The following is a 19,621-nucleotide window of genomic DNA, read 5'->3' as shown; positions in this document are numbered from 1 at the left end:
AATCCTCGGTTTAAAGTGTCCATTCATTCCATATCGGTGTACAGTTTAAAGGTAAAGGCCGCTGTTGGCCAAGATGAACTCTTGAGGTTTGTTGACTATGGAAATCAGAGCCAGAAGACGCCAGTAAATCGTAGCGATTGCAAAGCCCGACTAACTCACTCACTTGATTATCCATTATCTCACCAGAAACAACCTCCATCCCTACACCACCAGATTCTTTGAAAGTTCTGATTAACTCATTTAGTTTTGTTCGAGTCAATGAATACTTTAAAGGATGAGCAATCACTGCTTGTCCACCTGCAACAACAATCGCATGAACAGCTTCTTCAATGGTAAGCCAGGCAGTAGACACATAAGCCGGCTTGCTCCGTCCTAGGTATCGACTAAAGCCATTTTGTATTGAGGTTGTGATCCCTTCATCCATCAACACTTTAGCGAAGTGAGGTCGGGCCACGTGTTCGTGTCCTGCTATAGTACACGCTTTCTCATAAGCATTTTTAATGCCAAATGATGCTAGTTTCTCAGAAATCTCTAGCGCTCGATTCTTTCGGCTTTTATGCTGACGTTCGATTACGGCGTTGAAGGTGGGATCATCAAGGGGAAGATTTAAACCAATAATATGCAGTTCATGTTTTTTCCAGCGCGTGCTTAATTCGATTCCATTAATAATGGTTAATTGACCAGCAGCGGCTGATATCAACTCTGGAATTCCCGCCATAGAATCATGATCCGTTAAGGCTAAACACTTAAGTCCCGCTTGAACCCCCATAGCGATTAACGCTTCCGGAACGTGGGTGCCATCGGAATAGGTGCTATGGCAATGTAAATCAATCATGGCAAAGTGAAATTACCTTTGTGTTCTACGGGCTTTGTACTGAGTTCGCGACACAATTAGATGTTATGAATTTGTTTGTAATTATATGCTATTCCCTGCTGAACATCCAGGCGCAGCCCCCAGGGCTGCCCCATCAAAATGACGTCTTTGCGAACGAAGTGAAGCAATCCAGGCCGATGTGCATTAAAAACATCGAACTGGATTGCTTCGCCATGGCTCGCAACGACGAGTTTTGAGTTAGAAAGAGTCAACTATGCTTATAAGTGCACATAAATTTATGGTGGGACAGCCGTGGCGCAGCCCCTAGCCAATCTTATTAATTAGCATTATACTGAGCACAATGGGGCTTGCGTATTTTTAAACGTATAACTATTCTAATAAATATACTAATTAAACATTAATAAGACATTGAGCAGTACACCATTTAACGAATTATTATCGACACCGTCCTTTACCGCGCTGGAATTAGCCAATTTATGCGGATCTTTGCATCAAAACATTCAAATCTTAGAGTCGTTTTTTAACGTCAGAATAAATCCTGGCAACGATACTATTATGGTACAAGGATGGTGCCCTGAAAACGTTGGTCGCGCAAAATTGATGCTGGCTAAATTACATTCCTTTGCCACGCACCCTATTTCATCGCAAATGGTTTTATCTTTATTAAATCATGACGAAGAGAACATCGAAATGACGAAACCCATTCAATTAAGTCGTAAATCAATTATTCCAAGAAATGCAAAACAATCGGAATACTTAACAGGAATCGATCACTATGATCTAAGCTTTGCAGTCGGTCCTGCGGGTACGGGTAAAACTTATCTCGCTGTTGCTAAAGCGATTGAGTCCCTTGAAAAAGGTGAAGTACAACGGCTCGTTTTTGTGCGCCCAGCCGTTGAGGCGGGTGAGAAGCTTGGCTTTTTACCTGGGGATTTGGTTGAAAAAGTCTTGCCTTATCTAAGGCCAATTTATGATGCTTTATATGAAATGATGGGGTTTAAAGAAGCCCAAAAATTGATTCAAAGCGATGTAATTGAAGTCTTGCCTTTAGCGTTTATGCGCGGCCGTACTTTAAACGAAGCCTTTGTCATTTTGGATGAAGCTCAGAACACGACTGTTTTACAAATGAAAATGTTCCTAACTCGCATTGGGTTTGGATCAAAAGCCGTAGTCACGGGTGATAGTACCCAAATCGACTTGCCGCGAGGAACTGAATCAGGACTTTCCCACGCAGTTGCCTTGCTAGAAGGTACTGAAGGCATTGGTATTTTTAAATTTTCTAGCCGCGAAGTGGTTCGCCATCCTTTGGTGTCTAAAATAATTGACTGTTATGAAAATGAAAACGAAAAGGACAATTCTTAAAAATGACGGTACATATTGATATACAACACGCCAGTGAACATGAGGCGCCCGTGTCAGATGATACTCTCAAGCGCTGGGCTGAAATCGCTTTAACCTCGGAGCTGGACGCTGGCGAACTTACGCTAAGGTTAGTAACACCGGAGGAAATTCAACAGTTAAATCGTCAATACCGTCAGCAGGACAAACCAACCAATGTGCTTTCGTTTCCAGCAAGCCTTCCTAAGGAAATTGAATTAGATGTTCCCTTGCTTGGGGATGTGATCATTTGCCCCGCTGTATTGAAGCAAGAAAGTGAGTCCTACAATAAGTCATTAGAAGCGCATTGGGCTCATATTGTTATCCACGGAGTATTGCACTTACTAGGCTATGATCATATTCAAGAAGAAGATGCCAATATTATGCAGCCCATCGAAACTCAGTTGTTAGCAACGCTAGGATTTGACGACCCTTATCATCACGAGGACATTGAGAGTGAATAAAGAAGAGGATACGAATTGGTTTAACCGCTTAAAACAATTTTTACAAGTGGAGCCACAAAATAAGGAAGAGTTAATCAACCTATTAAGAGATGCACAAATACGCTCCTTAATAGATGCCGAAACGTTAGCCATGATCGAAGGCGTCATAATTTTCACCCAAATGAAAGTAAGGGATATTATGTTGCCAAAACAACAAATGACTTGTGTCCCCCAAAATGCGGAATTGCCTGAAATTATTGCGATTGTAACGCAGTCAGGCCACTCTAGATTTCCAGTTACCGGTGAAAGCAAAGACGAAATCGTAGGAATTTTACATGCGAAAGATTTACTTCGTTACCAAGGCCAGTCGGATACCGAGTTCGACTTGCTCGACATTGCACGTGAAGTGACTTTTGTACCAGAAAGTAAACGCCTAAACTCCCTATTGAGCGAGTTTCGAAGCAATCGTAACCACATGGCTATTGTGGTCGATGAATACGGCTCTGTGGCAGGCTTTGTTACGATAGAAGATATCATTGAGCAAATTGTAGGCGATATTGAAGACGAATTTGATATTGATGAAGAAGCCTATATTAAATCCCACGGAAATCACCGTTACATTGTAAAAGCGCATACCCCCATTGAAGAGTTTAATGAACACATGGATGTCGACTTAAGTACTGAAAATTACGATACCATTGGCGGTATTTTAATGACTAATTTCGGCTATTTACCAAAACGCGGTGAAACAATATCTATTAATGAATTTGAGTTTAAAATTCTAAATGCCGATGCGCGGCGCATTAAATTAGTGGAATGCATCGATCACCGCATCGCTCATAAGGAATGACGCTATGAATCGGAAAATATTAGTCGCTGATGAAGACACTGAGGTCACTACCCTAATCACACATTATCTTTAAACAGAAGGATTTGATGTAACGAGCGTCCACGATGGTGAAATCGCATTAAAAAAAGCGCTAAATCACCCCTTCGATGCGATAATTATTGATGTTCTTCTACCTAAACTAAATGGATTTCAGATTTTAAAATCCATCCGGAAACATTCAGAAGCCCCTGTGTTAATGCTTACTGCTAAAGACGATGAACTTGATCGCACCATTGGATTTGAACTTGGAGCAGATGATTATCTTTCTAAGCCTTGTAGCCCACGCGAACTTATTGCACGCTTGCGAGCGCTCCTAAGGCGTTCTAAAAAAACTCCTATACTAAAGCCTGTTCTTGAAGTGGGAAATATAGTAGTTGATTGCACTCAGCGGATTGTAACGCTTGACAAGCACCCGATTGAACTCACAAACGCTGAATTTAATATTCTTGAAATGCTAATAAAATCTCCGGGACAAGCCTTTTCCAAAGAAGAGTTAACGGAGTATGCCTTAGGCCGAGACTATACCGCTTATGATCGCAGCATAGATGTGCATATCAGTAATTTGCGAAATAAGCTCGGACATAACTCAGAGGGCGAAGAATGGATTAAAACCGTACGTGGTTTTGGCTATTTATTTTCAAACCTAAGTAATTAGTGGCTTTTGAGCTAACAAATGCCCGAAAACACCTTGTATTGGCCGCCCAAACTCATCAAGACGGTGCAAGCGACCCACCGTTTCTTTGTATTCTAAAATAGCCCATCCTTGATCTTGATAAAAATGAAGTAGCTCCTCGCTTTCTGCCAAGTAGGTAAATGAGGAAGGTAAAATATAATCTTCTGATTGGATTGGGAACACTAAAAAATGTATCCCTTGCGGACGTGTCGCTTGCTGTAGTTCAAAAAGTAATGAAGGGACTTTTGCGGCTTGAAGAAATTGCAAAGTCACTGTAGAGATGATCCAGTCGTAGACGGACTCATTTAGCATCATGGGTTGGTTAAGATCATGGAGCGATGTGGTCAAATTACCTAGCTTTTCCACGTGAGCGATATGCATCAATTGACGCAATGAAGATTCATTAATATCTACCCCATGAATCGTATGCCCTTCAAGGGCAAGAAATAAAGCGTTGCGTCCAACTCCGCAACCAACATCCAGAATGTCTAATGCGCCTTGATCTTGGATGTAGTTCCGATAAACAAACAGCAAGTCACTATGAACCTCATTTAGACGGTGTTTTTTGCTAAAATATCGATGTGGTTTACAATAAAATTCAAGATTACCATAAAATGTTTCACTGATGGGTTCAATCCTATGCCATGCTGCTGGTGGAATAAATACAGGAGCCTGAATGGGATTTAAGTAATGGCGAGATAAATCTTTTCCTTCGCCATCAACAAAAACAAATTCTATTTCCCCGCCAGTGATTTGAAATAATCCCCAAGTGCCTTCATTCGTGCTGTGCTTATCTAAAAAAAATAAATTATCTTGATCATGGGCAATTTCGGTCTGGTTGTAGCAAATCAAATCCTTATGATATTTAAACATTCTTAACACTCCTGCCTTGTAATGAAGACTAATAAGCAATAATCAAACCAAGCCACATGATCAAGCCATACCAAACATTCATTAAAAACGCTCGAAAACATAACGTTTCATCACGTGTATTCACTAAATATTGAAGATACCCCAACACACCGACTCCAAGGAGCCAAGCGATATAAAACGGCGCTGAAACAGTTGCAGTGATTGCAATACATAACCACAAACTATGAAAAAACGACTGTGTGAGAAAAATAATAAGCCGATCGTAATCTGCAAATAAAATGGCCGTTGAACGTATGCCAATTTGTAAGTCATCGCGTCTATCTACCATGGCATACATCGTATCGTAGGAAATGATCCACAGAGTGTTTAGCGCCATTAATAGTAGCATTTGTGAACTCATTTCTGCCCCAGATGCACAATACACCATTGGGATCGCCATCGAAAATGCAACGCCTAAAATGAGCTGAGGCGCTTGAAACATTCGCTTACAAAAGGGATATACGATAGTCACGCTTAAAGCAATCAAGGCATAGAAAACACAGCGATGAGGCAACTGCAAAAGAATGTAAAGTGCCATGCAAAGTAATGCAATCAGAATTAATATTGCTTCTTTCAGTGTAATCTCACCGCTAGTTAAAGGACGATGCTTGGTGCGCTTGACGAATTTATCGATGTTTCGATCCGCAATATCATTGACGACGCAACCTGCGGCACGCATGATAATTGTCCCAAAAAGAAACACAAATAAAAGAAATGGTGCTGGTTTTCCATCATTAGCCAGCCATAATGCCCAGGCCGTCGGTAGCCACAAAAGCATCGTTCCAACAGGTTTATCAAAGCGCATTAATCTTAAGTAAGCGCCGAGTTTCATGCTACAGCCTCTAAAAGATCTGGTAGTAATACCTCAAGCAAATAAAAGGCATCTTTCTCGTTCACTGTATATTCTGCTAAACGCGCCCATAAAAGAGTATGATTGTGATGCATCTCGTTATTAAGCCAATGATATTCTGAAGTATCCGGTGTAACAGGATAACGGATAAAGGAACTTCGCTTAACCGATGAATTATTAAAAATTAAAGTGGTGAGAGGTTCGTGTTCTAATCGGTTGAAAAATTGCGTGTTGTTGTTATAACTTTGATGAGGGATGACGGTTCGGGCATACCAGCATGTGTAAAGGTGGGCGTGCATTAAGATTTCACGATGCAATACGCTATCCTCTGTGATATGCAAGGTATGTTTATCCCACCAATTCGGATGTGACCACGCTTGTCGCAATACTTGCAAACGAGCATCACCCGTTTGAGCTTTAAGCTGTTGAGTTAAGGATTGAGTACTATTAATCCAAGGGGATAACCCAATTGGAGGTTCACTGTTCACCGTAAGCAGTGAGTCTGGATTTAATGGCATAAATAAATATCTAGCGAAATTATGGCAATATCTTACCTTTCCTGAGCTATTTTTTCTACTATACCCATTCCACCTCAGGGCTGTCCCATCAAAATGATGTCTTTGCGAACGAAGTGAAGCAATCCAGGCCGATGTGCATTAAAAACATCGACCTGGATTGCTTCACCATGGCTCGCAACGACGAGTTTTTGAGTTAGAAAGAGTCAACTATGCTTATAAGTGCACATAAATTTATGGTGGAACAGCCGTGTATTCCACCTGAAGATTCTTAATTACACGCTGCAACTGCAATACTCACGCGTCCACTAGAAGAAACGCTAACGGTTCGGGCATTATTCCCAGTGCAGCCCGAAGTCGTGAGAGAAAATGTGGTAGCGCCTGAAGTCACAAACCCGCTACTGTCATAGCTGACAACACTACTGGAAGACGTCACTTGCGCATCATCTGAAAATTCTTGTGAAATTTTGATTAAATCATTACTGGAATCTATCGTATTATCTTTGTCGGAGTCTAAAAAGACGATCCATCCGTTTGACCATTGTGAACTCGTACCACAAGCACTATAGGCAGCATTCGCGGTTGGGCATACCGCAACAGAGACGCCTCTTTTGATCGCCTCCATTCGGGCGGTCTGTAAGCTCGCCGATAATTTATTAGCGACACTGACAACCTTATTATTTTGAATCACCGCTTTATACCCAGGAACGACCAGAGTTGTAAAAATTGCTGCAATGGCCAAAACCGTCATAAACTCAACTAACGTGAATCCGGCCATTAATTTATCCTGCATTAGATAATTCCACAAATAACTAACTTATATTCAAATTATAGAACACTCTGATTCATTAAAACGAGTTTCAGAATTCTTAGAGGCTGCGGTCAAAGTCTTAATCAATGCCTGCATTAAATCAAAACAAGGTGATTATAGCTACTCTTTTGGTAATTTTCTGTTTTATAATCAAACATGGCCCTTTTACCAGGCCCCTCAGGGGTTAAAATAATCCATTTTGATGATGAGTGACAAATCACCTCATCAGGCTCATAATCTTTGGAGATAATGACTAATGAAAAGCAATAGACCATGGTTTTATTTTGGGGTTATTTCAGGATTTTTATTTGGTTTTTTTTGTTTTGCTTATGGCGTATATACTCACGGAAAGAACGTCCATGATTATGACTCAATTGTAATACCAGGCACAACCATTCGGAATTAGAGAAATGAAAACCACTCCGCTAACAAAAACTGTTCAATGTTTACTTGGATTTATAATTGGCTTGGGACTATGGAGTCTAACCCTAATGATCTTATTAATCCTTAATTAATTTAAATCAAATGCGTCAAATAATATTAATTATTAGATATACAATGTTCGTGGTCGTTTTCAACTATTATTTAACAGTAAAATTAATGTAATCAGTGATGCTAATGTTACTAACCAAAGACCGATAGCAATGAGAGTAGCTTTCGTAGCCCTATCTTTATCCCACCAACTTAATGGGCGGATCCCTTGCGCAAGAAACATGGCTACCCCAGCAAGATTAACACAAACCAAATTCATCAAAAATAGAAATAATGCACCCAAACCCAAAACGTCATATCCCGCGCCGAACAGTAATCCGCATGCCACTAAAGGAGGTAAAAGCGCCACGGATACCATTACTCCGATTAACGAGGCCGAAACCCCGGTGGTGAATGATAGCGCACCGGCACTGCCAGCTGCCAGCGCTACAGCAATGTGGCCTAAACCCACATGCGTACGTGATGCCATTTCAGGTAATGATGGATTGACTTCTACTATAGAGCCAATGATCGTCGACAAAATTATCACAGTCGTTATCCCTGCTAATCCAGTCAAGATTGCTCGCTTTAAGAGTGTCAAGTCCCCTAAAGTTGTACCTAGTGCCAATGCGATACTTGGGCCGAGCATTGGCGCTATCACCATGGCACCAATTATGATAGCGCCGCTGTTATCATGTAAGCCGACCGCAGCGACAATAGTCGATAACACAATCAATGCTAAATAAACTAACGAACAGCGTGCTAAATTTTTAATATCTTCGTATAATTCTTCGCGACTAATTCTCCTTGGGGATTTTTGTTCAGTTGTATTGGCCGCCTCATCTGAATTGCGTGGCAATGTTGCTTCTACTGGTAGAATTACTATTCGATTTCCAGCAGTTTCAGAGTATTTTTTCTCCAATAAATCCAGCACCTCTTCATTCTGAACCGCGTCTAACAATATCCGAACGAGTACCTCACCATTTGAGAGCTGAAGAGATCGATGCTCAAGAATTTTTTCTTTTTTGATAAGATTATGTATATCTTCAGCATCCTGGTCCTTGACAACCATTTCAATTAACCGCAAAGCCATATTAACACTCATCCTTTACATTTCTAATTTATAACATCACCGGATCTTTACCTACTTAAACCTAGAAAAGATGTTAGGGTAATCCCCCCATTTTTAACTGGCGTCAAAAGTAGAAACCTAGGCCACTAGAGCCAATTTTCTTTTGGGTGGAATTCCTCCTATTGCTGAGTTAGGTCTTTCGTTGTTATAAAACCAAAGCCATTGGGTTGCTTGTTCTTGAACGTCTTCGATAGTATCAAACAAGTTTTGCACTAGCCAGTCATACCTCACGGTACGGTCATACCGCTCAATATAAGCGTTTTGCTGAGGGTTACCTGGTTGTATAAACAGAAGCTTTATCCCATGCTTCTCTGCCCAATTACCAAGCTCCTTGCTAATTAGCTCAGGGCCGTTATCTACGCGAATTGCAGCAGGCTTACCACGCCACTCAATGATTCGGTCTAAGGTTCGAACAACCCGGTTGGCTGGAAGGGAAAAGTCTACCTCTATACCCAATCCTTCACGACTAAAGTCATCAAAAATATTTAGCAGCCTAAAGCTCCGTCCATTTTGTAACTGATCATGCATGAAATCCATTGACCAACACTGATTGATAGAGGCGGGCTCTGCAAGTGCATCTAGTTTTTCCCTGATTAACCGATTTTTGGGTTTAATACGCAAATTGAGCTCCAGCTCACGATAAATTCGGTATACCCGCTTGTGATTCCAAGGAAACCCCTTAACATTACGTAAATAGTCAAAGCATATACCAAAGCCCCAGTTTTTTTGATTATGAGTTAGGCGAATAAGCCAGTCGGCTATTTCCATATTTTCATCACCAAATTTTGCCTGATAACGGTAGCATGACTCACTTACACCCACTGCCTGGCAAGCCAAGCGTATACTAACACCTTTGTTGTTCACGGCATCCTTTGCCACTTCTTTGAGGCGAGATGTCTTTACCACTTTTTTTGTAGTGCTTCCTGAACTATCTCATATTTGAGGCGTTCTTCGGCATACATTTTCTTCAGTCGCCGGTTTTCTTCTCCAAGCTCTTTAAGACGGGACATCATTGATACGTCCATGCCACCGAACCTCGAGCGCCACTTATAAAATGTAGCGCTGCTCATTCCGTGTTCTCGACATAACTCTGCTACTGGCGCTCCAGCTTCTGCTTTCTTGAGAATATTAATGATCTGACTATCTGTGTATCTTGACTTTTTCATGCAGAACCTCCTTGCTCATACATTACGAGAAAATTCTACTTTTAACAGCAGTGGTTTTTAGGGGGGATTACCATAGGGGTTGAAGCGTTAATGCGGTGGAAAAATGGAAGTGGTTTTATACCACCGGCAAAATTTATCCCCATTATTGATAATGCTATTTATACGCAAAAATTTCATGAGTGGACGCTAAACGCCGCAACCCTTTTGGCTAATGACAAAAAATTACGGATGAAAAATATTTATATTAGCCTAAACGTCTCACCAAAAGTTTTTTTAACTGATTATTTTATTCCTTCCATTGAACATGCTTTATCTCAATGGAACGGTTCTTCTGTTCGGCTGGCTATCGAAATTACAGAAAGTTGCATTTTAACTGATCCGCTAAAAGCCATTGATAGGCTGGAAATATTAAAAGATAAGGGCGTGAGTACCTTGATTGATGATTTTGGCACAGGCTATTGCTCTTTTGCTTATCTTAAAGTCTTACCTGTTACTACGTTGAAGATTGATAAACTATTTATCGATGATCTTGTAAAATCTAAGTCGGCTCATGCTGTTGTACAGTGTATTATATCTTTAACCAAAAATTTAGGACTAAGCGTGATAAGCGAAGGAGTAGAAACCAAAGCACAGCTAAAAACGTTAATAAATTTAGGGTGTGATGCAGGGCAGGGTTTTTTATTTTATCAACCAATGGATCGTGATGATTTGCTGAAATTGCTAACAAAATACCAGTGATTAGAGCACTTATCGAAAGAAACCATAGAGAACAAGATAAATAACAACAATGACTTTTTTTCATCCTGGTTGGTTGCTAAAAACTTATTTCCTGCCGGATCACTGGCTATTTTTCCATAAGATAATCCGCTGCTATCAGCAAAAATATTTGAAAACAATACCGAGCATTAAAATATTGATGTCTGATTTTCCCCAACGCCAATTGGTTCGATCCATAGTTAAATACCATTGCCCACCACTCACAAAAAACAATTTAAAAATAAATCCGACTATTTGTTGGTAATCCAGAGGAACGTTGGAAAAAATCGTTAAATTCTACGGTACCGTGAAGATTGAAGCGCATCACCAAATACAACACAAGCCAATTGGTTTAAATTAACTGTGCGTGTAGCAAGCATTGCAAGTAATATATTTACAAAACATGTCATTATCGCCATTCTCGCCTTGTTCTAGCCAAAATACATGTTTAAACTATCCTTCAACTTGCTGATACACTCCATATAACCTCCTTTTGACGATCGAGATTATATGATTTTTATTGTATGTCAGCGAGTTATCTTAATTTACTTCAGTGCCAAACTTGAAATGGTTGCCCGCCTGCGCGGGCATGACAGGTTTTTTTTGTCATAAAGAGGGATAATTTTTAATATGGAGACAGGAATGTTCAGTTTTAAAAAAACACTTTTGACGACACTTATTTTGAGTAGTTGCGTAAGTTATGCGGGAACAATGGGGCCAGTTTGCAAACCTGGCGATGTTACTGTTCCATGTGAACGTAAGGCCTGGGATATAGGTATCCAAGCGTTGTATTTAAGATCCACCTATAGTGATGATGCCAGTTGGTTAGGTGCAAATCGTGCTCCAGTAGGTGATGGGTTTACTGATCGTTTTGTTGAAAATGCGCCTGGTTGGACCTGGGGGTTTAAGTTAGAAGGCTCCTATCACTTTAATACAGGAAATGATATTAATTTGAATTGGTATCATTTAGATAAAAAAACAACGATACGTACGCTAAGCAATTTGCCCGAAGTGAGCAACTTTAACAGTCGCGATGTGACTACAATATCATTAACACCTAGATGGGATGCAGTAAATCTCGAAGTTAGTCAACATGTAGATTTAGGTGCATTTAAAAACGTGAGACTTCATGGTGGTGTGCAGTATGCCCGCATGAACCTTACAGCGACCACTGTTAACAGCGATTCATTTGTTGATCCTATTCAAAACGTTGTCCTACAATCTATACAACAATTTGAAACAACCTATGATGGCTTTGGTCCTCGAATTGGTAGCGATTTGATCTATGACTTTAACTCTAATTTTGCTGTTTATGCTAAAGGCGCGGCAGCATTACTAATTGGACAAGGCGATTTTTCAAATTCTCTTTCATCAAATGATGTGAATGATCCGGATCCATTTTTTGCCTCCGGCAGCAAGACAGCCTTAGTGCCTGAGCTGGAAGCAAAACTTGGATTGCAATATAACGTTGCAGTAGCTCAAGGTGACCTTTCCATTGATTTAGGCTATATGTGGGTTAATTACTTCCAAGCTCAAGTTTATCAACATGAATTTGATGACTTATATGATTCAAATTTTGGTTTGCACGGCCCTTATTTGGGGTTAAAGTGGGTAAGTTCTGTTGCCTAATTTCGCTTCTTCGCCACTTTTTAAACCCCGTGCACTTTACGGGGTTTTTTATTCATTCAAGCCCACCTTAGGAGCCATTGATAAAAAAAATCTTACAATTTAATCGCAAAAAATTCTTAATCCTGCTGCATTATAAATGACACCAGAGTTTTCATTAGGAATTTCTTCAGGTTGACGAAAAAAAGGATGAGTAAATCCTTTAATATATTTTTGCATTCGAGCCTCATGATATTTAATGATCCCGCTTCCGTCTCTCCAACCGTAAGGAGCAACCTCATTATAATATTGTTTAACTAAGTTATCTTGTTGAGGCTTTTCAAGAGCATAATTAACTGTCGCCACTACAGCAATACCCCATCCTAAAGGCCCACTAATAAAGGAGGCGCCAAAGCTTATCGCGGCCCCTATTAATACATTGCATTCTGCTTTAGGAATAGATTGAATGCCTTCAAACAAAAAACTACTAGATATTCTTTCTTCTTCTGCTGCTGTTGCTGCTCTCATACATAGACCCCTGACTTAAATTTGCCATATATTAACGCTCTATATACTTTATGTCTATTTTTTGATGTATGAATATCTTGGCAAATTAAAAATGTCGTTTTTTGAATTTTCGGAGGTTACCTTATAAAATTTAGCTAATGAAGGCGTTGATTGGGTAGGTCTGTGAGACACCATGTTAGGGGCTACGCTGATAAAACGTTAATGAAGGGTGGTCTTGGTTTATACCCATGATCGTTCAAAAAGCGTGTTTTTAGGCGCCTTTATTTTTTTTCCTGCCGCATTTTAAAAGCGAGTAATGGCTCATTCCCTTACGAGTTTTTTAAAATGCGGCAGGGCGAAAAAGAAAAAGCTTAAATCACGCATTTTGAACGATCATGGGTATATTACTGGTCTTCAACTTTTGCTCTTGCAATGCGATTTAAAGTAAGTCTTCTGGTTTGAATTCCATCGCTGAGTTCAAAGTAACCATTAGCCACATGGCCATCAATACTGGGGGAGAAACTAACGAAGTGTTCTGACTGAAACCCATGCCACTGTAGAGTAATGGATGTAGAATTCCATGACCATTCGTGTAAGGAAATAATATTATTTTTGTCTTTTGAGTATGTTTCGATAAGCTTTATCCCCTGTGACCAATTGTTCTGATTTAAGGGAATTAATCTTAACTCTTTACCTTCCGTTAAAGCCTTAAATCGTGCATAACGAATGATTTGTTTGACTTCCATGACTCGCAATTGCAACGCATTTTTTTTGTACACGCCTTGAAAGGAAGGAATTGCGGCTAATAAGACTGCGGCCACCACGCCTAGGGCCACTAACAGTTCAATCAAACTGTATCCGTAATCTTTCAAAATGCTAGCTTTTAGGCGATAGGTTAGCATCTTTGTTGCTCTAGCAACTGTTTGACCTTCAACAGATCTAAATAAGCTTTCTTTTTATCAATGGGATTTCGAAGAAGATAAGCGGGATGGAACGTAATTAATACGGACTTGTCGCAGTATTTATAAATCTTCTGGCGCATTTTATTTAGCGGACTCTTAGTATTCGCTAAAAAATGTCCTGCAAATTTCCCTACCCCCAAAATAACCGCAGGATTTATCAGCTCGATTTGTTCTCTAAGATAAGAACTGCACGCCTCAATCTCAATAGCTTCGGGATCTCGATTGTTCGGTGGGCGACATTTTATGACATTAGTAATGTAAACTTCTTCTGGCAAAAACCCCACACTGTCTAACATTTTATTTAAGAGCATCCCAGCTTTACCCACAAACGGCATTCCTTGCTGGTCTTCATGGTAGGCCGGCGCTTCGCCAATGATCATTAATTGAGCCTGACAATTTCCTCGCGCAAATACCGTATGCGATCGAGATTTGTGTAAGTTGCATTGTTGACAAGATTGAACAGAAGTTTCCAATAAACGAAGCTTCCTGGCGCTGTCATTTTGGTTACGCAAAATCCAAGGCTTAATGCCTAATTGTTGCAAATAGTACTGTTTTAAAGCCTTATCCATGATTAGGCCGACTTAACGTTGCAATAATCTCGTTAACAACCTGATTAGGATGTTCAGCCTGGGTTATGGGGCGACCCACAACAAGAAAGTCACTGCCAATTTGTAATGCGTGCTCAGGAGTAACAATGCGAGCTTGATCATCTCGGCCATTAGAGGCTAGTCGAATTCCAGGGGTAACGGTAAGAAATTCTAAGCCACACGCTTCTTTAATGGCTTTGACTTCTTGGGCTGATGAGACAACCCCATCAAGTCCTGCCATGTTCGCTAATTTCGCTAGTCGTACCACTTGTTGTTGTACTGGAGTCACTACCCCTATCTCTGCAAGATCTTGTTCGCCCATGCTCGTAAGAACCGTCACTGCAATCAATAGTGGGCGGTCAGTGCCGTAGCCATCAAGCGCTTGCTTGGCTACTCTCATCATATTTAGTCCACCAGCAGCATGAACATTCAGCATCCAAACTCCAAGATCAGCAGCCGCTGTACAAGCAGCCGCGACAGTATTAGGAATATCATGGAATTTTAAATCCAGAAATACTTTAAATCCTTTCGTCACCAATTTTTTGACCAGTCCAGGACCAAAATAGGTGTATAGTTCACTGCCAATTTTTAAAGCAATGGAACCTGGATCCAATTGATCAACAAACGATAAGGCATTACGTTCATTATTATAATCGAGGGCAATAATGAGCTTCGGGGTCATATTACTTCCAGAGTTTATTTTAATTGCAGATAAAGTTAAGCGGGTGACAATAAAACGCTAATCGCCTTCTAAACCATGAATGGGCTTCATTCTACCCCACTGCTTACAGCTTGGACATTGCCAATGAAGCAGTTTCCCTCCATACCCACATTGGCCACAACGATATACTGGTTTATTATCTAAAAACTTACTGGTAATATCATATAACATTTGTAATTTTTCACGAACTTTGCCGTGAGCGGACTCCAAATGCCAACAAATCAGTCGATTTAATCCGCGAATAGATGGATGGCGACTTAATTGATTTGACACAAAATCAATTGCATAGTCAGTATTTTTCTCATGACGTAAATATTCACCCACAACAAAAATCACGGAAGCACGTGGAAACTCTGTTAACGTTTGTTCCAGGTAATAAACGCATTCAGCCATAGCATTTAATTCGCGATAGCACAGTACAAGTGGTTCAATGATTTCAGTCAGAAACTCAGGGTCTTGTTCGGGCACGCGTTTCAATGCTTTAATTGCTGGCTTATAACGTCCATTCTTTATTTCAAGATTGGCAAGCATTAAACTCGCTCGTACGGATTGCTTATCCGTTATAAATGCCTGTTTAATTGCGGAATACGCTTTATCATAAGCCCCTTGCTTCAGACACTGCGTCGCAATTTCACAGTAATAATGTGCTGCCTGAGCATGCATGCTATTGCCGGTGGAATCTTCAAGCTTTCTGATGATGTCTAGTGCTTTTTCCCATGCTTTTTCTTGCTGATAAATGGCTAATAAGCCATGAAGACTACTTGTTTCTCGAGTTCCGCCAAGCTCAACGACTTCCGTAAAGATACGCTCAGCGCGGTCAAATACTCCCGCGCTCATATAATCCTGCCCTAACGCCATTAATGCTTCTTTGCGTTGCAGCAAACTCAATTGCGGTCTCGCGATTAAATTTTGATGGATACGTATGGCACGATCAACTTCTCCCCGTCTTCGGAATAAGCTACCTAAAGCTAAGTGCGTCTCTACCGTGTCACTATCGACCTCGAGTAGCTTAATAAACACATCCACGGCTTTATCGGGTTGTTCATTTAATAAATAATTTAAGCCTACGACGTATTCTCGGGAAAAATGATTGCCTGAGCCAGCACGTTTATTTGCAACGTTACGGTTTGCTACCCACCATCCAGACCAAGCAGCGGCAGGCAGTAATAATGGCCACAAATTAATCATCAATGATCTCCCGTGAAGCATTTACCGTATTCAGCAATCCCCGCCAGTATCGCCTAAAATGTTGATTGTTACTAGCCATTCCATGGTTTAAACTGATGATTTTAAACTTAGTTTAATCGATGGACATTAGCAGACCAGTCAGTGCTGATCTTTCAGCGGAATAGCACGTAAGTTTTTAATTTCTTTTTCAGTCAGTTTAAGTTGGCTTTTTAACTTATGATGTTCTAATTTCAATCGCCAATATTTAGATAACAATAAAAGAGCACCAATAATAACACCCACTCCAAGCGTCAATGTAATTAGAACGGATACGGGCATTTGTAAGGTGGAAAAATAAAAATTTACGAGAACTGGCTTTGCATTCAACACCGCAAAGCTGACACCAAAGAGAATTAATATCAGATAAAAGATAATCATTAATATCCGCATTAAATAATCCTTATTTTTATCCAGAAATTTCTGCAGGCAAAATCTGGATTTTAGCAGTTTTTGGAGTTCTAAAAATCTATCAAGTCATATTATTAATCTATCATCTGGCATTATTCTAGCTAGAAAGAAAGATTTTTGCTTTCGTGGGAATCACATTATCAAAATTATCAAAATCCAGTAAATATAATAAGCATAAAAAAAGCGTAGTTACCTACGCTTTTTTTAGTAAGGATTATTCGTCCTCTTTTGATGCCATTTTTTCTTTCAGTAAGTCGCCCAATGTTGCTGTAGCTTCACCAGTACGTGAGTACTTTTTAATGGCTTCAGCATGATCTTGCGCATCTTTAGCTTTCACTGAAAGTTTGATGTTACGATTTTTGCGATCAATATTGATGATTTTCGCTTCAACCTCATCACCTTCTTTAATTATGGCGGTGGCATCAGTGACTTTTTCTTCAGATAAATCGCTGGCGCTGATTGTTCCAAATATGTCGTCAGCCAATTCGACCACAACAGATTTCGGATCAACGGCGGTTACTTTACCTGTAACAACGGAACCTTTGCCGTGCTCTTCAACGTAGGTCGTGAATGTATCACTTTCAAGCTGCTTTAATCCAAGTGATATACGCTCGCGATCAGCATCGATTGCCAAAATAACCGCTTCCAACTCCTGACCTTTCTTATACTGTTTTACAGCTTCTTCGCCGGGAACGTCCCAAGAGATATCCGACAAGTGTACTAAGCCATCAATATCCCCATCTAGGCCGATGAAGATACCAAAATCGGTAATTGAGCGAATTTTACCGCTAACTTTTTCACCTTTGCTATGAGTTCTTGCAAATTCTTGCCATGGGTTGCCCACGCATTGCTTCATACCTAAGGAAATTCGACGACGTTCTTCATCAATTTCAAGAACCATCACTTCAACTTCATCACCAACGGAAACAACTTTGCTTGGATGCACGTTTTTGTTAGTCCAATCCATTTCTGACATGTGAACTAAGCCTTCCACACCCTCTTCGATTTCAACAAAGCAGCCGTAATCGGTGATGTTGGTCACTTTTCCTTCCAATCGTTTGCCGATAGGATAACGTTCAACTAAATCAACCCAAGGATCATTTCCAAGTTGTTTCATACCCAATGAAACTCGGTTTCTATCGCTATCAAAACTTAATACTTTAACTTTAACATCCTGCCCAACGCTTAAGACTTCACTTGGATGCTTAACACGTTTCCAGGAAATATCGGTGATATGCAACAAGCCATCAATGCCGCCCAGGTCAATAAATGCACCATAGTCGGTTAGGTTTTTAACAATTCCATTCAGCACTTGGCCTTCATGAAGCGACTCAAGAAGCGCCTGACGATCAGCACTGCTTTCTTCTTCAACAACAGCGCGGCGTGAAACTACGATGTTATTGCGCTTCAGATCCATCTTAATGACTTTGAATTCAAGTTCTTTACCTTCTAGGTAAGAAGGATCACGTACAGGCCTGACATCCACTAAAGAGCCAGGTAAGAAAGCACGAATTGAGCCGATTTCAACCGTAAAGCCGCCTTTGACTTTACCAGAAATCAATCCAGTAACCGTCTCATTATTTTCATGGCACTTAGACAATTTACGCCACGCTTCTTGGCGCTTCGCTTTTTCGCGTGATAATACGGTTTCGCCGTGGCCGTCTTCTACAGAATCTAAGGCCACTTCAACGGTATCGCCTACGTTAATTTCCAAGTCACCATTTTTATCTTGAAATTCTTCAATGGCGACGATACCTTCAGATTTCAAACCCGCATTCAAGGTCACATAATCATCATCGATATCGATGACTTTAGCGTTAATAATGGCTCCGGGATAAAACTGGGCTCCTGCAATGCTTTTTTCAAATAGCTCTTTAAAACTTTCAGACATGTTAATAAACTCTTTAGTAAACAAATGGAATCAGAGATCCTCTCTTCTTCCCCCAATGCGTACAAAAACGTACGTTTCGACTATTTTTTTGCACAAAAAAGCAAATAATAAACTATTTTTGCTAATTCCGCTATCAGAAGGAGCAAATTTGTCGTTTATTGTTTGAATTATTCATCGCGATTTTTAAACCGCTGTATTGTTAAGTGTAATACATTGTCGAACACTTGTGCAATATTTAGCCTTGTTGTATCAATTAAAACCGCATCATCGGCCGGTTTTAATGGCGAATGCGAACGATTTTTATCCCTTTCGTCCCGCTTTTGCAATTCTTCAACAACCTGCGCGAGGCTAACATCATTTTCTTTCTCTTTCAACTGTTTATATCTACGGAAGGCTCTTTCCTCAGCGCTTGCGTATAAATATAGTTTTAAATCTGCATTAGGAAATACCACGGTCCCCATATCGCGACCATCAGTGACTAAACCAGGAGGCTTAGCAAAATCGCGTTGGCGCTCTAATAATGCTTCTCTAACTTCTTGAATCGAAGCAAGCTTAGACGCGTTCTGTCCACATGATTCGGAGCGTATTATTTTTGATATATCCCGATCATCCAGATAAGTTTTAGTTTGAAAATCACCGTTAATTTCAAAATGCAAATCCAGTTCGAGCGCCAATTTGACTAAGGCTGGAACATCATCAAACGCAATATCATTTTTTTCAGCAGCAAATGCTAGAACACGGTATAATGCTCCGCTATCCAAATAATTCCAATTTAAGTAATGGGCCAGTTTAAGGCTAATGGTTCCTTTTCCGGTTCCACTTGGACCGTCAATAGTAATAACTGGGACATGTTGCTCTTGCATAATAAATCCTGTACCAAACA

Annotated in this window: 22 protein-coding genes and 1 pseudogene; 8 read left to right on the top strand and 15 right to left on the bottom strand. The window is 40.3% G+C overall.

The genetic code is table 11. The features are described from left to right. Positions 1–10: 10 nt before the first annotated feature. Positions 11–835 (bottom strand): PHP domain-containing protein, encoded by an 825-nt coding sequence (locus E1O47_RS02390; RefSeq protein ID WP_133129672.1) that lies wholly within the window; start codon positions 833–835, stop codon positions 11–13. A gap of 408 nt (positions 836–1,243) precedes the next feature. Between E1O47_RS02390 and E1O47_RS02385 the strand changes: the two genes are divergently transcribed. From E1O47_RS02385 to E1O47_RS12585, 5 genes and pseudogenes are all read left to right on the top strand, one after another. After that, positions 1,244–2,197 (top strand): PhoH family protein, encoded by a 954-nt coding sequence (locus tag E1O47_RS02385; protein ID WP_242601966.1) that lies wholly within the window; start codon positions 1,244–1,246, stop codon positions 2,195–2,197. A 2-nt stretch (positions 2,198–2,199) separates the two neighbouring features. Continuing rightward, complete coding sequence (gene ybeY / locus E1O47_RS02380; RefSeq protein ID WP_133129670.1) at positions 2,200–2,676, top strand: rRNA maturation RNase YbeY; 477 nt, start codon at positions 2,200–2,202, stop codon at positions 2,674–2,676. After that, positions 2,669–3,505, top strand: coding sequence for an HlyC/CorC family transporter (locus E1O47_RS02375; protein ID WP_133129669.1), 837 nt, complete (start codon positions 2,669–2,671; stop codon positions 3,503–3,505). The genes ybeY and E1O47_RS02375 overlap by 8 nt, the downstream gene beginning before the upstream one ends. Before the next feature lie 88 nt (positions 3,506–3,593). Further along, positions 3,594–3,836, top strand: a pseudogene (locus E1O47_RS12590) (response regulator); the annotation flags it as partial. A 66-nt stretch (positions 3,837–3,902) separates the two neighbouring features. Continuing rightward, a complete protein-coding gene (locus E1O47_RS12585) occupies positions 3,903–4,199 on the top strand; it encodes a winged helix-turn-helix domain-containing protein (protein ID WP_278025356.1) in 297 nt (98 codons plus the stop codon). On the opposite strand, the gene tehB is transcribed toward E1O47_RS12585, so the two are convergent. From tehB to E1O47_RS02350, 4 genes are all read right to left on the bottom strand, one after another. Beyond that, positions 4,188–5,090, bottom strand: a complete 903-nt coding sequence (gene tehB, locus E1O47_RS02365; RefSeq protein ID WP_133129668.1) for an SAM-dependent methyltransferase TehB — start codon at positions 5,088–5,090, stop codon at positions 4,188–4,190. The two genes, E1O47_RS12585 and tehB, sit on opposite strands and share 12 nt — an antisense overlap. Positions 5,091–5,118: 28 nt before the next feature. Continuing rightward, positions 5,119–5,961, bottom strand: coding sequence for a 4-hydroxybenzoate octaprenyltransferase (ubiA, locus tag E1O47_RS02360; RefSeq protein ID WP_133129667.1), 843 nt, complete (start codon positions 5,959–5,961; stop codon positions 5,119–5,121). Beyond that, a complete protein-coding gene (locus tag E1O47_RS02355) occupies positions 5,958–6,497 on the bottom strand; it encodes a chorismate--pyruvate lyase family protein (protein ID WP_133129666.1) in 540 nt (179 codons plus the stop codon). The genes ubiA and E1O47_RS02355 overlap by 4 nt, the downstream gene beginning before the upstream one ends. A gap of 268 nt (positions 6,498–6,765) precedes the next feature. Next, entirely contained in the window at positions 6,766–7,287 is a 522-nt protein-coding gene (locus E1O47_RS02350; RefSeq protein WP_133129733.1) for a GspH/FimT family pseudopilin, read from the bottom strand. A gap of 274 nt (positions 7,288–7,561) precedes the next feature. Between E1O47_RS02350 and E1O47_RS12215 the strand changes: the two genes are divergently transcribed. Then, positions 7,562–7,711: a hypothetical protein gene (locus tag E1O47_RS12215; RefSeq protein WP_165475027.1), complete on the top strand. Its 150-nt coding sequence runs from the start codon at positions 7,562–7,564 to the stop codon at positions 7,709–7,711. A 168-nt stretch (positions 7,712–7,879) separates the two neighbouring features. Here the strand turns inward: E1O47_RS12215 and E1O47_RS02345 are convergent, their stop codons facing one another. Both E1O47_RS02345 and E1O47_RS02340 read right to left on the bottom strand, forming a co-directional pair. After that, positions 7,880–8,869, bottom strand: coding sequence for a TIGR00341 family protein (locus E1O47_RS02345; protein WP_207384281.1), 990 nt, complete (start codon positions 8,867–8,869; stop codon positions 7,880–7,882). A 117-nt stretch (positions 8,870–8,986) separates the two neighbouring features. Next, positions 8,987–10,074, bottom strand: a protein-coding gene (locus E1O47_RS02340) for an IS3 family transposase (protein WP_133129665.1) whose coding sequence is annotated in 2 segments (ribosomal slippage) — positions 8,987–9,822 and positions 9,822–10,074 — 1,089 coding nt in all. Because the reading frame shifts where the segments join, the coding sequence is not laid out codon by codon here. Between the two features lie 66 nt (positions 10,075–10,140). Between E1O47_RS02340 and E1O47_RS02335 the strand changes: the two genes are divergently transcribed. Then, positions 10,141–10,812: an EAL domain-containing protein gene (locus E1O47_RS02335; protein WP_341272522.1), complete on the top strand. Its 672-nt coding sequence runs from the start codon at positions 10,141–10,143 to the stop codon at positions 10,810–10,812. 660 nt (positions 10,813–11,472) lie between these two features. Further along, positions 11,473–12,459, top strand: coding sequence for an Lpg1974 family pore-forming outer membrane protein (locus tag E1O47_RS02330; protein WP_133129663.1), 987 nt, complete (start codon positions 11,473–11,475; stop codon positions 12,457–12,459). A gap of 99 nt (positions 12,460–12,558) precedes the next feature. Here the strand turns inward: E1O47_RS02330 and E1O47_RS02325 are convergent, their stop codons facing one another. The 8 genes from E1O47_RS02325 to cmk form a co-directional block, all read right to left on the bottom strand. Further along, entirely contained in the window at positions 12,559–12,963 is a 405-nt protein-coding gene (locus E1O47_RS02325) for a hypothetical protein (RefSeq protein ID WP_133129662.1), read from the bottom strand. A 383-nt stretch (positions 12,964–13,346) separates the two neighbouring features. After that, positions 13,347–13,844, bottom strand: a complete 498-nt coding sequence (locus E1O47_RS02320; RefSeq protein WP_133129661.1) for a GspH/FimT family pseudopilin — start codon at positions 13,842–13,844, stop codon at positions 13,347–13,349. Then, a complete protein-coding gene (locus E1O47_RS02315; RefSeq protein WP_133129660.1) occupies positions 13,838–14,473 on the bottom strand; it encodes a uracil-DNA glycosylase in 636 nt (211 codons plus the stop codon). The genes E1O47_RS02320 and E1O47_RS02315 overlap by 7 nt, the downstream gene beginning before the upstream one ends. Then, positions 14,466–15,173 (bottom strand): orotidine-5'-phosphate decarboxylase, encoded by a 708-nt coding sequence (pyrF, locus tag E1O47_RS02310; RefSeq protein WP_133129659.1) that lies wholly within the window; start codon positions 15,171–15,173, stop codon positions 14,466–14,468. The genes E1O47_RS02315 and pyrF overlap by 8 nt, the downstream gene beginning before the upstream one ends. Before the next feature lie 57 nt (positions 15,174–15,230). Further along, positions 15,231–16,400 carry a lipopolysaccharide assembly protein LapB gene (gene lapB, locus E1O47_RS02305; RefSeq protein WP_133129658.1) on the bottom strand — a complete coding sequence of 390 codons (1,170 nt, stop codon included), beginning with the start codon at positions 16,398–16,400 and terminating at the stop codon, positions 15,231–15,233. A 138-nt stretch (positions 16,401–16,538) separates the two neighbouring features. Beyond that, on the bottom strand, positions 16,539–16,829 hold the full coding sequence (locus E1O47_RS02300) for a LapA family protein (protein ID WP_133129657.1): 291 nt from the start codon (positions 16,827–16,829) through the stop codon (positions 16,539–16,541). A 232-nt stretch (positions 16,830–17,061) separates the two neighbouring features. Beyond that, positions 17,062–18,738, bottom strand: a complete 1,677-nt coding sequence (gene rpsA, locus E1O47_RS02295) for a 30S ribosomal protein S1 (RefSeq protein ID WP_133129656.1) — start codon at positions 18,736–18,738, stop codon at positions 17,062–17,064. A gap of 167 nt (positions 18,739–18,905) precedes the next feature. Then, positions 18,906–19,601, bottom strand: coding sequence for a (d)CMP kinase (cmk, locus tag E1O47_RS02290; protein ID WP_133129655.1), 696 nt, complete (start codon positions 19,599–19,601; stop codon positions 18,906–18,908). Positions 19,602–19,621 lie beyond the last annotated feature (20 nt).

Source organism: Legionella yabuuchiae (genome assembly GCF_900640115.1).
Taxonomy (GTDB): Bacteria; Pseudomonadota; Gammaproteobacteria; order Legionellales; family Legionellaceae; genus Legionella_A; species Legionella_A yabuuchiae.
The sequence above is the reverse complement of the archived record's forward strand: the minus strand, read 5'-3'. Positions and strand labels throughout refer to the sequence as shown.

What these genes read in the sequence shown, in the direction of transcription:
- ubiA (WP_133129667.1), bottom strand. Translation starts at nt 5,961, where the DNA reads ATGAAACTCGGCGCTTACTTAAGATTAATGCGCTTTGATAAACCTGTT.
- rpsA (WP_133129656.1), bottom strand. Translation starts at nt 18,738, where the DNA reads ATGTCTGAAAGTTTTAAAGAGCTATTTGAAAAAAGCATTGCAGGAGCC.
- E1O47_RS02350 (WP_133129733.1), bottom strand. Translation starts at nt 7,287, where the DNA reads ATGCAGGATAAATTAATGGCCGGATTCACGTTAGTTGAGTTTATGACG.
- lapB (WP_133129658.1), bottom strand. Translation starts at nt 16,400, where the DNA reads ATGATTAATTTGTGGCCATTATTACTGCCTGCCGCTGCTTGGTCTGGA.
- E1O47_RS12215 (WP_165475027.1), top strand. Translation starts at nt 7,562, where the DNA reads ATGAAAAGCAATAGACCATGGTTTTATTTTGGGGTTATTTCAGGATTT.
- E1O47_RS02315 (WP_133129660.1), bottom strand. Translation starts at nt 14,473, where the DNA reads ATGGATAAGGCTTTAAAACAGTACTATTTGCAACAATTAGGCATTAAG.
- E1O47_RS02325 (WP_133129662.1), bottom strand. Translation starts at nt 12,963, where the DNA reads ATGAGAGCAGCAACAGCAGCAGAAGAAGAAAGAATATCTAGTAGTTTT.
- pyrF (WP_133129659.1), bottom strand. Translation starts at nt 15,173, where the DNA reads ATGACCCCGAAGCTCATTATTGCCCTCGATTATAATAATGAACGTAAT.
- E1O47_RS02355 (WP_133129666.1), bottom strand. Translation starts at nt 6,497, where the DNA reads ATGCCATTAAATCCAGACTCACTGCTTACGGTGAACAGTGAACCTCCA.
- tehB (WP_133129668.1), bottom strand. Translation starts at nt 5,090, where the DNA reads ATGTTTAAATATCATAAGGATTTGATTTGCTACAACCAGACCGAAATT.
- cmk (WP_133129655.1), bottom strand. Translation starts at nt 19,601, where the DNA reads ATGCAAGAGCAACATGTCCCAGTTATTACTATTGACGGTCCAAGTGGA.
- E1O47_RS02330 (WP_133129663.1), top strand. Translation starts at nt 11,473, where the DNA reads ATGTTCAGTTTTAAAAAAACACTTTTGACGACACTTATTTTGAGTAGT.
- E1O47_RS02300 (WP_133129657.1), bottom strand. Translation starts at nt 16,829, where the DNA reads ATGCGGATATTAATGATTATCTTTTATCTGATATTAATTCTCTTTGGT.
- E1O47_RS02390 (WP_133129672.1), bottom strand. Translation starts at nt 835, where the DNA reads ATGATTGATTTACATTGCCATAGCACCTATTCCGATGGCACCCACGTT.
- E1O47_RS02320 (WP_133129661.1), bottom strand. Translation starts at nt 13,844, where the DNA reads ATGCTAACCTATCGCCTAAAAGCTAGCATTTTGAAAGATTACGGATAC.
- E1O47_RS02345 (WP_207384281.1), bottom strand. Translation starts at nt 8,869, where the DNA reads ATGGCTTTGCGGTTAATTGAAATGGTTGTCAAGGACCAGGATGCTGAA.
- ybeY (WP_133129670.1), top strand. Translation starts at nt 2,200, where the DNA reads ATGACGGTACATATTGATATACAACACGCCAGTGAACATGAGGCGCCC.